Raw genomic sequence first — 13,428 nt, 5'->3', positions numbered from 1 at the left:
GAAGGAGTCGGTAATGAGCTATCAGCACCAGTATGTCGACGGTACGCGTATTCATTTTCCGCTGGGGAAAGTGGTGTGCATTGGCCGCAACTACGCCGAACACGCCAAGGAACTGGACAACCCGGTGCCTACCGAGCCGCTGCTGTTCATCAAGCCGGGCAGTTGTGTCGTGCCGCTGGAAGGCAGTTTTACGATTCCGACCGAGCGCGGTTCAGTTCACTACGAAGCAGAAATTGCTGTGTTGATCGGCAAGCCGTTGTCGACCAAGCCGAGCCGCGAAGAAGTGTTGGATGCCATCTCCGGTTTCGCCCCGGCGCTGGACCTGACGCTGCGTGACAAGCAGGCCGAGTTGAAATCCAAAGGCCTGCCATGGGAAATCGCCAAGTCCTTCGACGGCGCGGCGGTGATCGCGCCGTTCGTGTCCGGCAGCACCTTTGCTGATCTGACCGATATCGGCATTCGCCTGACCATCAACGGCGAAGTGCGCCAGGATGGCAACAGCAGCGCGATGCTCAACCCGATCGTGCCGATGATCCAGCACATGGCCGGCTGCTTCTCGCTGCAGGCTGGTGACGTAATCCTGACCGGCACGCCGGTGGGCGTTGGTCCGCTGAATGTCGGTGATGAGATTGTTCTGGAGTTGCCAGGCGCGAGCCGCTTCACCAGCGGCGTGCGCTAAGTCCAGAGACTGCAAAACCCTTGTAGGAGCCGAGCTTGCTCGCGATGGCGTCAGCACATTCAACCTGGATGTTGAATGAACGACCGCTATCGCGAGCAAGCTCGGCTCCTACAAGGGTTTCGTGGTTGGCCACCGTAGGGCAATCCCGCTATTTCCCGTTTTTTTCACATTTTCTCTGGATAATTCCGGTGCTTGCGGCGTTTGAGCCGGTCCCAATTATGCTATTACCCTTAGCCTGAATTTCTGGAACGCATCCCCCAATGGCCACCACACTGCTGCCCACCTTCAAAACTGCCAGCCGCTCCCGCTTCGCCTTGCGTTGGTATTCCTGGCTGTTGCTGGTTGCAGCCATCGCCTACGGTGTGGCGTTTGCGATGCATTGGGATGACCGGGGTATGCTCTGGGTGAAAGAGCAATTCAAAAGCCCGGCCGAGCGTCAGGCCAGTATCTGGCTTCCTGACTACCGGGCAGTGATCGATGCCAAAACATTGCCGGGTATGGAAAAGGACGAAGCATCGGATCTCGCCTACGACCCTCAGACCAAAACCCTGTTTTCGGTGATGGGTAAAAATCCGTTCTTGGTCGAGTTGTCGTTGCAGGGTGATGTGCTGCGCAAAATTCCATTGGTGGGCTGGAGCAACCCTGAAGGCGTCACCGTGCTGGGCAACGGCCTGCTGGCGATTGTCGATGAGCGCGAACACCTGATCACCATCGTCAAGGTTGATGCTGACACCCGTGAATTGAACGTCGCCAACTTTCCGAAGTACGACCTTGGGCCTTCGAAAGACCAGAACAAGGCCTTTGAAGGTGTCACCTGGGATTCGAGCAACCAGCAGCTGCTGCTGGGCGAAGAACGTCCGCCGGCATTGTTTGCCTGGCAGGGTGACGGCAAGGTCCTGACCGGTGACAAGCTGAAGTTGGCCAGTCATGCGCTGGACATGCGCAACCTGTCGGCCTTGGCCATCGACCCGCGGACTGGCCACATGCTGGTGCTGTCCGCCGAGTCCCACTTGTTGATGGAGCTGGACAAAAAGGGTGAGCAAGTCAGTTTCATCGCGCTGTTGAGCGGCTTCAATGGTCTGAAAAAAACCATTCCCCGTGCCGAAGGCGTGGCCATGGACGAAGCGGGCACGCTGTACATGGTGAGTGAGCCGAATCTGTTCTATCGCTTCGAAAAGCAGAAGTAGGCGGCAACACTCGCGCAGTTGTGGTCGAAAGCCACTGGCCATTAAGCTTGAATGCATACAGGCGTGATATTTCATCCGCCTGTTTTGTTTTCGAGCTCGCCTGAATGCGCCGACTTGCCCGTCCCAAACCCCTCATTTTGATCCTGTCAGTGATTGCGCTGATCGTGCTGGTTGCGGTCGTGCAATACATGCGCTTGTTCGAACGTGCCTGGTTCAACCTGCATACCCTTTGGCAGCCGCAGAGCAGTGAATCCATTGGCCTGGATCAATACCGGGTGGACATCGAAGCACGGGCGATCGACGGGCTGGACGATAACGTCTCGGCGCTGACGTTTGATCCGGTGCGCAAAAGCCTGTTCACGGTCACCAACAAAAACTCCGAGCTGATCGAGCTGTCCCTCGAGGGCAAGATCCTGCGGCGTGTGGCGTTGATTGGCTTCGGCGACCCGGAGGCGGTGGAATTCATCAGCCCCGACACCTACGTGATCGCGGATGAAAGCCAGCAGCGACTGATCAAGATTCATCTGGAGAAGGACACCACCTTCCTCGATGGTGCGGACGCCGAGCAGATGACCCTCGGCGTGCACATGGGCAGTAACAAGGGTTTTGAAGGGTTGGCTTACGATTCGGTGGGCAAGCGGTTGTTCGTCGCCAAGGAGCGCGACCCGATGCTGATCTACGAAGTGCAGGGCTTCCCGCATTACAACCCGGAGAAATCCTACGCGGTGCACGTGGTGAACAACCCCAAGCGCGATGCCGGGATGTTCGTGCGAGACCTGTCGAGCCTGCAATACGACGAGCGCAGCGGCCATTTACTGGCGCTGTCTGACGAGTCGCGGCTGATTCTGGAGCTGGATGTGGACGGGCGTCCGTTGAGTACGATGTCACTTAACAAGGGGCGCCAGGGCCTGCAAAAGACCGTGCCGCAAGCGGAAGGCATCGCCATGGACGACGATGGCACGATGTACCTCGTCAGCGAACCGAATCTGTTCTACGTCTTCAAAAAATCACCACAACCCTGACCAACACCCCAGAAACAACTGTAGGAGTGAGCCTGCTCGCGATCGCGGTGTATCAGTCGACATTGATATCAACTGACAGTCCGCAATCGCGAGCAGGCTCGCTCCCACAATAAATCGGTGCCATGCGCAGGTTTTGCGTTGTGTATGGCTTATTCGGCGCGCAGGGTTTTCACGCCTTCGCTGGTGCCCAGCAACAGCAAATCCGCCGGACGTGCTGCAAACAGCCCGTTGGTGACCACGCCAACAATCGCGTTGATCTGGCTTTCCAGTTCAACCGGGTTGGTGATCTGCATGTTGAATACGTCGAGGATGATGTTGCCGTTGTCGGTCAGCACGCCTTCACGGTAAACCGGGTCGCCGCCCAGTTTCACCAGCTCGCGGGCCACGTGGCTGCGGGCCATCGGGATCACTTCGACCGGCAGCGGGAACGCACCGAGCACCGGCACCAGTTTGCTGGCATCGGCGATGCAGATGAAGGTCTTGGCCACGGCGGCAACAATCTTCTCGCGGGTCAGGGCTGCGCCGCCGCCCTTGATCAGGTTCAGGTGCTCGTCGCTTTCATCGGCGCCGTCGACGTAGAACTCCAGGTCGCTGACGGTGTTCAGCTCATACACCGGAATGCCATGGCCCTTGAGACGGGCGGCAGTGGCTTCGGAGCTGGCGACCGCGCCGTCGAATGCGCCTTTGTGCTTGGCCAGGGCGTCGATGAAGCAATTGGCGGTGGAGCCGGTGCCGACCCCGACAATGCTCTTGTCGTCGAGTTTCGGGAGGATGAAGTCGACGGCGGCCTGAGCCACTGCCTGTTTGAGTTGATCCTGGGTCATGCGGGCTCCGAGGTGCCGAAGAGGGACGAGAGGCCGGCATTATAAGCCCCGGGGCTGGGAAGGTCATTGCCCGATTGGCCGGTGCGACGGTATGTCAGTGGGAGCAGGGTTTTGTGGTGAGGGAGCTTGCCACAATGGATCTCTATCGCCTGCGAGGGTTAAAACCTCTTGATTCGTGTGGTCGCCTGCCCAAAAGCCGGGTTAGACTCCTTGGCCCTGCCCAACCCGCTCAGTGATGCTTTCCGATGCTCGAACAGTACGTCAAAAAGATCCTCACCTCGCGCGTTTATGACGTTGCCATAGAAACCCCATTGCAGACTGCCCGCCAGCTCTCCGAGCGTTTGGGCAACAGTATTTGGCTCAAGCGCGAAGACTTGCAGCCCGTGTTCTCGTTCAAGATTCGCGGCGCTTACAACAAGCTGACCCAGTTGAGCGATGAAGAACGTGCTCGCGGCGTGGTGACGGCTTCGGCAGGCAACCACGCGCAGGGCCTGGCCCTGGCAGCGAAAGTGTTGGGTGTCAAAGCCACCATCGTCATGCCCAAGACCACCCCGGAAATCAAAGTCGAAGGCGTGCGTTCGCGCGGCGGCAAAGTGGTGCTGCACGGGGATTCGTTCCCGGAGGCCCTGGCCTACTCGCTGAAACTGGTCGACGAAAAAGGTTACGTCTACATCCACCCTTACGACGATCCTCACACCATTGCCGGGCAGGGCACGGTGGCCATGGAGATTCTGCGTCAGCACCCCGGGCGCCTGGATGCGATCTTCGTTCCGGTGGGCGGCGGTGGGCTGATCGCCGGCATCGCGGCCTATGTGAAATACCTGCGCCCGGAAATCAAGATCATCGGCGTCGAACCGGACGACTCCAACTGCCTGCAAGCCGCCATGGCGGCCGGCGAGCGCGTGGTGTTGCCGACCGTGGGCCTCTTCGCCGACGGCGTCGCGGTGGCGCAGATCGGTCAGCACACCTTCGATATCTGCAAAGACTATGTCGATGAAGTGATCACCGTCAGCACCGACGAGATCTGTGCGGCAATCAAGGATATTTACGACGATACCCGCTCGATCACTGAACCGGCGGGTGCACTGGGCGTGGCCGGGATCAAGAAATATGTCGAGCAGAACGGCGTCACCGGCCATACCTTTGTGGCTATCGACTCCGGCGCCAACGTCAACTTCGACCGTTTGCGCCACGTCGCCGAACGCGCCGAACTGGGTGAGGGGCGCGAAGCAATCATCGCCGTGACCATCCCCGAGAAACCGGGCAGCTTCAAGGCGTTCTGCGAAGCCATCGGCAAACGCCAGATCACCGAATTCAACTACCGCTACAACACCGGCAGCGAAGCGCACATCTTCGTGGGCGTGCAGACGCACCCGGAAACCGATCCGCGCAGTGCGCTCCTGGCGAGCCTCACCGAGCAGGGCTTCCCGGTGCTGGACCTGACCGACAACGAACTGGCCAAGTTGCACATCCGCCACATGGTCGGTGGTCGTGCGGCCCATGTCGTCGATGAAGTGGTGTTGCGCTTTGAATTCCCGGAGCGTCCGGGGGCGTTGTTCAACTTCCTCAACAAGCTCGGCGGGCGCTGGAATATCTCGATGTTCCACTACCGCAACCACGGCGCGGCGGATGGCCGGGTGGTGGCGGGCCTGCAAGTGCCGCATGAAGAGCGTCATCTGGTGCCGGCGGCCCTTGAAGACATCGGCTACCCGTACTGGGACGAAAGCGACAACCCGGCCTATCAGTTGTTTCTCGGCTGAGTGGCTACTCTGAAGGGCAGGCCATAAGGAAACCGAACAATGGAAACGTTAACTGCCCTGAAAGCGGCGCACATGGTTGCAACCGTGGTGTTGCTGATCGGCGCGTTGGGTCTTGGGATCTGGGTCTGGCGCACGCGGCGCAATGGCGACGCGACGGCGGCAAGTCGCACCTTGCAGCGACCGCGCGTGTTTATCTGGATGTTGATGGGCCTGGCGCTGCTGAGCATGCCGGTGACTGGCTGGTGGATGGTGCATCTGGTGGGCTGGTCGTTGGGGCAGACGTGGTTGTTGGCGTCGAGCGTGCTTTACACCGTGGCGGCGCTGGCGTGGTTCTGGTTGCTGGTGCGGCTTAACAAACTGCGTAAGGCGCCGGGTAGCGTCGGTAAATTTACCTTTGCGTTGGCGTTGTTCAGTTTTGTCTGTTTTGTGGCCATTGCGGGTTTGATGGGTGCCAAGCCTGTGTAGGGCTTGAAACCGGGTTGACCCAATCGCGGGCAAGCCCTGCTCCTACGGGTCATCGAATTTGGGTACGACGCCAAACCTGTAGGAGCAAGGCTTGCCCGCGATGGCGTATTCAGTCGCGCAGGCTCATCACCGGCCAACCACGCTTCTCGGCTTCAGCGCGCAGATTCGGATCAGGATCAACCGCCACCGGATTCGTCACCTGCTCCAGCAGCGCCAAATCATTCATCGAGTCGCTATAAAAATAGCTGTCCTCCAGCGAATAGCCGGTCTCTTCCAGCCAGCGATTCAAGCGCGTCACCTTGCCTTCGCGAAAGCACGGTACGTCGGTGCTGCGGCCCGTGTAACGGCCATCAACCATCTCGCATTCAGTGGCGATCAAGGTCTCAACCCCCAAACGCTGGGCAATAGGCCCGGTCACGAAGCGGTTGGTCGCGGTGATGATCACCAGCTTGTCGCCTGCCTCGCGGTGTTTGGCCAACAGCGCCATGGCCTTGGGCAGCACGATCGGCTCGATGCAATCGCGCATGTAATCCAGGTGCCATTGATCCAGCGTGGCCATTTCGGTGCGGCCGAGGACTTCCAGGCAGAAGTTCAGGTAAGCGGCGTTATCCAGCTTGCCGGCCAGGTAATCCTGATAGAACTCGTCGTTGCGTGCCTTGTAGGCGACGGCGTCGAGAAAGCCGCGCTCACACAAGTAATCGCCCCAGGCGTGGTCACTGTCACCCCCGAGAAGGGTGTTGTCCAAGTCGAATAAAGCCAGCCGCATTGCAGTTACTCGCTGAAAAGTCTGTAGAAAGGCGCCCAGAATACGGACTTTTCACAAGAGTGCACATAAGGTCGGTCGGCGCGTTGCTGCTTTCACAACCTTTGTGGAACAATGCGGCGACATGCGTTTGCGAGGTTGTTGCCGTGATCGACCCCGATGGTTTCCGCCCCAATGTCGGGATCATTCTCACGAATGATGCCGGACAGGTGCTATGGGCTCGCCGTATCAATCAAGATGCGTGGCAGTTTCCACAGGGTGGGATCAACCCCCAGGAGACGCCGGAAGACGCCTTGTACCGCGAGTTGAACGAAGAAGTGGGTCTTGAGCGCGAAGATGTTGAAATTCTCGCCTGCACCCGGGGCTGGTTGCGCTATCGTTTGCCGCAACGTCTGGTCCGTACCCACAGCCAACCGCTGTGCATCGGCCAGAAACAGAAATGGTTTCTCCTGCGCCTGGTCTCCAACGAGCAGCGGGTGCGGATGGATTTGACCGGTAAACCGGAGTTCGATGGCTGGCGCTGGGTCAGTTATTGGTATCCGTTGGGCCAGGTGGTGACATTCAAGCGCGAGGTGTATCGACGCGCTCTCAAAGAGCTTGCCCCGCGCCTTTTAACGCGCGACTGACGACGGAGTTCGACCCCGAGCCATGCTCAATACGCTGCGCAAGATCGTCCAGGAAGTTAACTCCGCCAAGGATCTCAAGGCGGCGTTGGGGATTATTGTGTTGCGCGTCAAAGAGGCCATGGGCAGCCAGGTCTGCTCGGTCTACCTGCTGGACCCTGAGACCAACCGCTTCGTGCTGATGGCCACCGAGGGCTTGAACAAGCGCTCGATCGGCAAGGTCAGCATGGCACCCAACGAAGGTCTGGTCGGCCTGGTCGGTACGCGCGAAGAACCCCTGAACCTCGAAAACGCTGCGGACCACCCGCGCTATCGCTACTTCGCCGAGACCGGTGAAGAACGCTTCGCCTCCTTCCTCGGGGCGCCGATCATTCACCACCGCCGCGTTGTCGGCGTGTTGGTCATTCAGCAAAAAGAACGCCGCCAGTTCGATGAAGGTGAAGAAGCCTTCCTCGTGACCATGAGCGCGCAGCTAGCCGGCGTTATCGCCCACGCCGAAGCCACGGGTTCGATCCGGGGCCTGGGCCGTCAGGGCAAGGGTATTCAGGAAGCCAAGTTTGTCGGCGTGCCAGGTTCGCCGGGTGCGGCGGTCGGTACGGCGGTGGTCATGCTGCCCCCCGCCGATCTGGACGTGGTGCCGGACAAGACTATCGTCGACATCGAAGCCGAACTCGGGCTGTTCAAGACCGCCATCGAAGGTGTGCGCGCCGATATGCGCGCATTGTCGACCAAGCTCGCTACACAGTTGCGCCCGGAAGAGCGCGCCTTGTTCGACGTCTACCTGATGATGCTTGACGATGCCGCGCTGGGCAACGAAGTCACTACCGTCATCAAGACCGGTCAGTGGGCCCAGGGCGCGTTGCGCCAAGTGGTCACCGATCACGTCAACCGTTTCGAATTGATGGACGACGCCTACCTGCGTGAGCGCGCCTCAGACGTGAAAGACCTCGGTCGCCGCTTGCTCGCCTATTTGCAGGAGGAGCGTCAGCAAACCCTGGTTTACCCCGACAACACCATTCTGGTCAGCGAAGAACTGACGCCGGCGATGCTCGGCGAGGTGCCGGAAGGCAAGCTGGTGGGTCTGGTGTCGGTCCTCGGTTCCGGCAACTCCCACGTGGCAATCCTGGCGCGTGCCATGGGCATCCCGACGGTGATGGGCCTGGTCGACTTGCCGTATTCGAAAGTCGACGGCATCCAGATGATCGTCGACGGTTACCACGGCGAGGTTTACACCAACCCGAGTGAAGTGCTGCGCAAGCAGTTCGCCGAAGTGGTCGAGGAAGAAAAACAACTGGCCCTCGGGCTGGATGCACTGCGCGACTTGCCGTGCGTGACCCTCGATGGCCACCGCATGCCGCTGTGGGTCAACACCGGCCTGCTGGCAGACGTGGCGCGGGCGCAGAAGCGCGGCGCTGAAGGCGTGGGTCTGTACCGCACCGAAGTGCCGTTCATGATCAACCAGCGCTTCCCGAGTGAAAAAGAACAGCTGGCAATCTACCGCGAGCAGCTTGCCGCGTTCCACCCGCAACCGGTCACCATGCGCAGCCTGGACATCGGTGGTGACAAGGCGTTGTCGTACTTCCCGATCAAGGAAGACAACCCGTTCCTCGGCTGGCGCGGGATTCGCGTCACGCTTGATCACCCGGAAATTTTCCTGGTCCAGACCCGCGCCATGCTCAAGGCCAGCGAAGGCTTGAACAACCTGCGGATTCTGCTGCCGATGATCTCCGGCACCCACGAACTCGAAGAAGCCCTGCACCTGATTCACCGGGCCTGGGGCGAAGTCCGCGACGAAGGCTGCGACGTGCCTATGCCGCCGATCGGGGTGATGATCGAGATTCCGGCGGCGGTTTATCAGACCAAGGAACTGGCGCGGCAAGTGGACTTCCTGTCGGTCGGCTCCAACGACCTGACCCAGTACCTGCTGGCTGTAGACCGAAACAACCCGCGAGTAGCCGACCTCTACGACTACCTGCACCCAGCGGTGCTGCAAGCCCTTCAGAGCGTGGTGCGTGACGCTCATGCCGAAGGCAAGCCAGTGAGTATCTGCGGTGAAATGGCCGGCGATCCGGCGGCCGCGGTGCTGTTGATGGCGATGGGCTTCGACAGCCTGTCGATGAACGCCACCAACTTGCCGAAAGTGAAGTGGATGCTGCGTCAGGTCAACCTGAGCAAGGCCAAGGATTTGCTCGCGGAGCTGATGACCATCGACAACCCGCAAGTTATCCACAGCTCGCTGCAACTGGCGCTGAAGAACCTTGGGTTGGCGCGGATGATCAATCCGGCGGCGATCAAGCCCCTCTAAGACATTGGTGGTCCCATCGCGGGCAAGCCATGCTCCTACGGATTTGTGTCGTTCGCGCTACTGCGTGCAGCCACAACCCTGTAGGAGCAAGGCTAGCCCGCGATGGCGTCAGTCCAGGCAACGCCTAAATCCTGATCTCCACCTCCCCCAAATGCCCGCCATACGGCCCGAAACTCCTTTCGACCATATGCCGCGTCCCATCCGCCTGAACAATCAACGCCGTACTCGCCCGCGTCCCATAACTCTGGCTGGCAATAAACACACTCGACAACAATGTCTCGGTCGCCAACCCAACTCCGGTGTCCGGCAGTTCGGCAAACGGCGCCGTCTGCGAATCCGCCAATAACGCCAGCAAAGCCTGAGGCTGTGGATCCCCCAGCACTTCCTCCAGCGCCGCCCGTGCCTTGAGCAATTTCGGCCACGGTGTATTCAGGCCTGCATTCGACAGCCCATAAACACCGGGTGCCAGCATCACCGCTTCAGACGCCCGTGCATTGAAATGCCACAGCTCGTTGGCATTGCCGATCAACAGATTAAACCCGGAATATTCCAGCGAACGTCTGACAACGTCGTCCAAGTAGTCAGCAATCGGTTTGTCACCTAACAGAAAACCGGCCACCAGCTCACCCCGCGATTTTCGCGACGGCGGTTGATGGGGATCACGAATATTGGTCAGCGCGGCGAAGCGCCCGTTAGCGCCGATACCGAGCCAGGTGCCGCCGGCTTCCTGGTCGCGGCCGGCATAAACGTGTGGCGCTTCGGGCCATTGCGCCAGGGGCAGGCTCGGGCGGGCATAGAATTCGTCGCGGTTGGCCGCCACGATCAGCGGCTGGGCGTGGCCGGGCCGCCAGGCGAAGACAATCAGGCACATAAGGTGGTCCTTGTGTGTTTTTTGCCCACTCTACGCAGACATCGCGCGGGTATCCATCGCCATCCAGTGGAGCCCAAGGCCATGCATCCGTTACCATGCCGCTCCGGTTTTGGGTGAAGAGTGGGATGCAGGCATGGATTTTCTGCTCTATCTGGCGCTGGGCGCCTGCGCAGGCGTGCTGGCCGGGCTGTTCGGGGTGGGTGGCGGGATCATCATCGTCCCCGTGTTGGTATTCAGTTTCACCTTGCAGGGCTTTGACACGTCGATCCTGACCCACTTGGCGGTCGGCACGTCCCTGGCGACGATTATCTTTACGTCGATCAACGCTGTCCGCGAACACCAGCGTCGTGGCGCGGTGCGTTGGCCGATTTTTGTCTGGATGACCGCCGGCATTCTGATCGGCGCCGGTTTCGGCGCGCTGACCGCCGAAGCGATCTCCGGCCCGAATTTGCAGAAGATCATTGGCGTATTCGCCCTGGTCATCGCCGCGCAACTGGCGCTGGACGTCAAACCCAAGGCCAGTCGCACGGTGCCGGGCAAACTCGGTCTGACCATGGCCGGCAGCGTGATTGGCTGGGCCTCGGCGATATTCGGGATTGGCGGCGGCTCATTGACAGTGCCGTTTTTGACTTGGCGCAGTGTGCCGATGCAACAAGCTGTGGCCACATCATCGGCCTGCGGTCTGCCCATCGCGTTGGCCAGTGCACTAAGTTTCATGATTCTGGGCTGGCACGATCCGTTGTTGCCGGCTCATAGTCTCGGTTTTATTTATTTGCCGGCGCTGCTGGGGATCGCCCTGACCAGCATGTTTTTCGCCCGTATCGGCGCGCGATTGGCCCACAGGCTGTCGCCGAAGTTGCTGAAAAGACTGTTTGCCGCTTTGCTGTTCTGCGTTGGCCTGAGTTTCTTACTCTGACGCACGGCGCAATCCTGGCTTAATCCTGAGGTGGCAGCGTCGCCCGGGAATTTTGGTTTCAACTCTAACGAGGAGTCGCAATGCTGCCTTACCCGCAGATCGACCCGGTGGCCCTGGCCATCGGTCCGCTGAAAATCCACTGGTACGGTTTGATGTACCTGGTCGGCATTGGCGGCGCTTGGCTGCTGGCGTCTCGCCGGTTGAACCGGTTCGACCCGACCTGGACCAAGGAGAAACTCTCCGACATGGTCTTCTGGATGTCGATGGGCGTCATCGTCGGCGGCCGTTTGGGATATGTGCTGTTCTACGATCTGCACGCCTACCTGGCCAACCCGGCGCTGATTTTCGAAGTGTGGAAGGGTGGCATGTCGTTCCACGGCGGGTTCATCGGCGTGATGCTCGCGGCGCTGTGGTTCGGGAAAAAGAACAACAAGTCGTTCTTCCAGCTGATGGACTTCGTCGCGCCGATGGTGCCGATTGGCTTGGGTGCCGGGCGTATCGGTAACTTCATCAACGCCGAGTTGTGGGGCAAGGCGACTGACGTGCCGTGGGCGATGGTCTTCCCGACCGATCCGGCGCAACTGGCGCGCCATCCGTCGCAGCTGTATCAGTTCGCGCTGGAAGGCGTCGCGCTGTTTCTGATCTTGTGGTTGTTCTCGCGCAAGCCGCGGCCGACCATGGCGGTGTCCGGGATGTTTGCGCTGTTCTACGGCATCTTCCGTTTCATCGTCGAATTCGTCCGCGTACCGGACGCGCAACTGGGCTATCTGGCCTGGAACTGGCTGACCATGGGCCAAGTGCTTTGCGTACCGATGATCGTCGGCGGTCTGTTCCTGATCTGGCTGGCATATCACCGCGCTCCGGCGACCCCAGCGGCGGCCGTATAAATTCGAATCCCGGGGGCGATGGCCTCCGGGTTCAAGGACACAGGTAACTCATGAAGCAATATCTCGAACTGGTCTCCCACGTCATCAAGAATGGCACCAAGCAAGCCAACCGCACCGGCGTGAACACCATCAGCTTTCCAGGCGCGATGCTGCGTTATGACCTGAAAGAAGGGTTCCCGGCGATCACCACGCGCAAGATGGCCTTCAAATCGGCCGTCGGCGAGATGTGTGGTTTTCTGCGTGGCGTGAACAACGCCGCGGAATTCCGGGCGCTGGGCTGCAAGGTCTGGGACCAGAACGCCAATGAAAACGCGCAGTGGCTGGCCAACCCGTTCCGTCAGGGCGAAGACGACCTCGGTGAAATCTACGGCGTGCAATGGCGCAAGTGGCCGGCGTACAAGCAGATCCCGGTCAGCAACCAAGCCGCGATCGAGCAGACCTTGAGCCAGGGCTATCGCCAGATCGCTGAGGGCGAAGAAGACGGTCAGGCCTACGTGGTGCTGTACAAGGCGATCGACCAGATCCGTCAGTGCGTCGACACCATCATCAAGGATCCGGGCAGCCGCCGCATCCTGTTCCACGGCTGGAACGTCGCCCAACTCGATGAAATGGCCCTGCCGCCGTGCCATCTGCTGTACCAATTCCACCCGAATGTCGAGACCAAGGAAATTTCCCTGACTCTCTACATCCGCTCCAACGATCTGGGTCTGGGCACGCCGTTCAACCTCACTGAAGGCGCCGCGCTGCTGAGCCTGATCGGTCGCCTGACCGGCTACACGCCGCGCTGGTTCACCTATTTCATCGGTGACGCCCATGTCTACGAAAACCATTTGGACATGCTGAACGAACAGCTCAAGCGCGAGCCGTTCCCGATGCCGAAACTGGTGATCAGTGATCGAGTGCCGGAGTTTGCCAAGACGGGTGAGTATCAGCCGGAATGGCTGGAGTTGATCGAACCGGGCGATTTCTCGCTTGAGGGTTATCAGCACCATGCGCCGATGACCGCGCCAATGGCGGTCTAAAGAACGACCGCAAATTCTGTAGGAGCCGAGCTTGCTCGCGATGGCGGTTTGTCAGACACATCAATGTTGAATGTGCTGCCTCCATCGCGAGCTCCATCGCGAGC

The 13,428-nt window shown here is 59.8% G+C and carries 13 protein-coding genes; 10 read left to right on the top strand and 3 right to left on the bottom strand.

Annotated elements, in window-relative coordinates:
* Nucleotides 1-13 precede the first annotated feature (13 nt).
* The 3 genes from AC1DWM_RS22585 (at nucleotide 14) to AC1DWM_RS22575 (ending at nucleotide 2,888) form a co-directional block, all read left to right on the top strand.
* A complete protein-coding gene (locus AC1DWM_RS22585; protein WP_223517910.1) occupies nucleotides 14-679 on the top strand; it encodes a fumarylacetoacetate hydrolase family protein in 666 nt (221 codons plus the stop codon).
* Between the two features lie 260 nt (nucleotides 680-939).
* Nucleotides 940-1,866 (top strand): SdiA-regulated domain-containing protein, encoded by a 927-nt coding sequence (locus AC1DWM_RS22580; protein WP_477796150.1) that lies wholly within the window; start codon nucleotides 940-942, stop codon nucleotides 1,864-1,866.
* 104 nt (nucleotides 1,867-1,970) lie between these two features.
* Nucleotides 1,971-2,888 carry an SdiA-regulated domain-containing protein gene (locus AC1DWM_RS22575; RefSeq protein ID WP_223517913.1) on the top strand — a complete coding sequence of 306 codons (918 nt, stop codon included), beginning with the start codon at nucleotides 1,971-1,973 and terminating at the stop codon, nucleotides 2,886-2,888.
* A gap of 149 nt (nucleotides 2,889-3,037) precedes the next feature.
* Here the strand turns inward: AC1DWM_RS22575 and rpiA are convergent, their stop codons facing one another.
* Nucleotides 3,038-3,712: a ribose-5-phosphate isomerase RpiA gene (gene rpiA / locus AC1DWM_RS22570; protein WP_223517915.1), complete on the bottom strand. Its 675-nt coding sequence runs from the start codon at nucleotides 3,710-3,712 to the stop codon at nucleotides 3,038-3,040.
* A 245-nt stretch (nucleotides 3,713-3,957) separates the two neighbouring features.
* Here rpiA and ilvA point away from each other — a divergent pair, with 245 nt between their 5' ends.
* Together ilvA and AC1DWM_RS22560 are read left to right on the top strand one after the other, a co-directional pair.
* On the top strand, nucleotides 3,958-5,472 hold the full coding sequence (ilvA, locus tag AC1DWM_RS22565; RefSeq protein ID WP_223517916.1) for a threonine ammonia-lyase, biosynthetic: 1,515 nt from the start codon (nucleotides 3,958-3,960) through the stop codon (nucleotides 5,470-5,472).
* A 39-nt stretch (nucleotides 5,473-5,511) separates the two neighbouring features.
* Nucleotides 5,512-5,937: a DUF2269 domain-containing protein gene (locus AC1DWM_RS22560; RefSeq protein ID WP_223517918.1), complete on the top strand. Its 426-nt coding sequence runs from the start codon at nucleotides 5,512-5,514 to the stop codon at nucleotides 5,935-5,937.
* Nucleotides 5,938-6,046: 109 nt separating this feature from the next.
* On the opposite strand, the gene AC1DWM_RS22555 is transcribed toward AC1DWM_RS22560, so the two are convergent.
* On the bottom strand, nucleotides 6,047-6,703 hold the full coding sequence (locus AC1DWM_RS22555) for a histidinol-phosphatase (protein ID WP_223517920.1): 657 nt from the start codon (nucleotides 6,701-6,703) through the stop codon (nucleotides 6,047-6,049).
* Nucleotides 6,704-6,846: 143 nt separating this feature from the next.
* Between AC1DWM_RS22555 and AC1DWM_RS22550 the strand changes: the two genes are divergently transcribed.
* Nucleotides 6,847-7,326, top strand: a complete 480-nt coding sequence (locus AC1DWM_RS22550) for an RNA pyrophosphohydrolase (protein ID WP_095083604.1) — start codon at nucleotides 6,847-6,849, stop codon at nucleotides 7,324-7,326.
* A 22-nt stretch (nucleotides 7,327-7,348) separates the two neighbouring features.
* The gene (gene ptsP / locus AC1DWM_RS22545) at nucleotides 7,349-9,628 is read left to right on the top strand and encodes a phosphoenolpyruvate--protein phosphotransferase (RefSeq protein WP_477796149.1); all 2,280 of its coding nucleotides are present in this window, start codon (nucleotides 7,349-7,351) and stop codon (nucleotides 9,626-9,628) included.
* A gap of 124 nt (nucleotides 9,629-9,752) precedes the next feature.
* Here the strand turns inward: ptsP and AC1DWM_RS22540 are convergent, their stop codons facing one another.
* Nucleotides 9,753-10,499, bottom strand: a complete 747-nt coding sequence (locus tag AC1DWM_RS22540) for an NRDE family protein (protein ID WP_477796148.1) — start codon at nucleotides 10,497-10,499, stop codon at nucleotides 9,753-9,755.
* A gap of 133 nt (nucleotides 10,500-10,632) precedes the next feature.
* Here AC1DWM_RS22540 and AC1DWM_RS22535 point away from each other — a divergent pair, with 133 nt between their 5' ends.
* From AC1DWM_RS22535 to AC1DWM_RS22525, 3 genes are all read left to right on the top strand, one after another.
* Nucleotides 10,633-11,415, top strand: a complete 783-nt coding sequence (locus AC1DWM_RS22535) for a sulfite exporter TauE/SafE family protein (RefSeq protein WP_223517927.1) — start codon at nucleotides 10,633-10,635, stop codon at nucleotides 11,413-11,415.
* A gap of 80 nt (nucleotides 11,416-11,495) precedes the next feature.
* Nucleotides 11,496-12,302, top strand: a complete 807-nt coding sequence (gene lgt, locus AC1DWM_RS22530; protein WP_223517930.1) for a prolipoprotein diacylglyceryl transferase — start codon at nucleotides 11,496-11,498, stop codon at nucleotides 12,300-12,302.
* A 50-nt stretch (nucleotides 12,303-12,352) separates the two neighbouring features.
* Complete coding sequence (locus AC1DWM_RS22525) at nucleotides 12,353-13,324, top strand: thymidylate synthase (protein WP_223517933.1); 972 nt, start codon at nucleotides 12,353-12,355, stop codon at nucleotides 13,322-13,324.
* The last annotated feature ends 104 nt before the right edge of the window (nucleotides 13,325-13,428 follow it).

The organism is Pseudomonas sp. P4_C8 (genome assembly GCF_056401975.1).
Note: the sequence above shows the minus strand (reverse complement) of the source record. Positions and strands in the feature narration are given on the sequence as shown.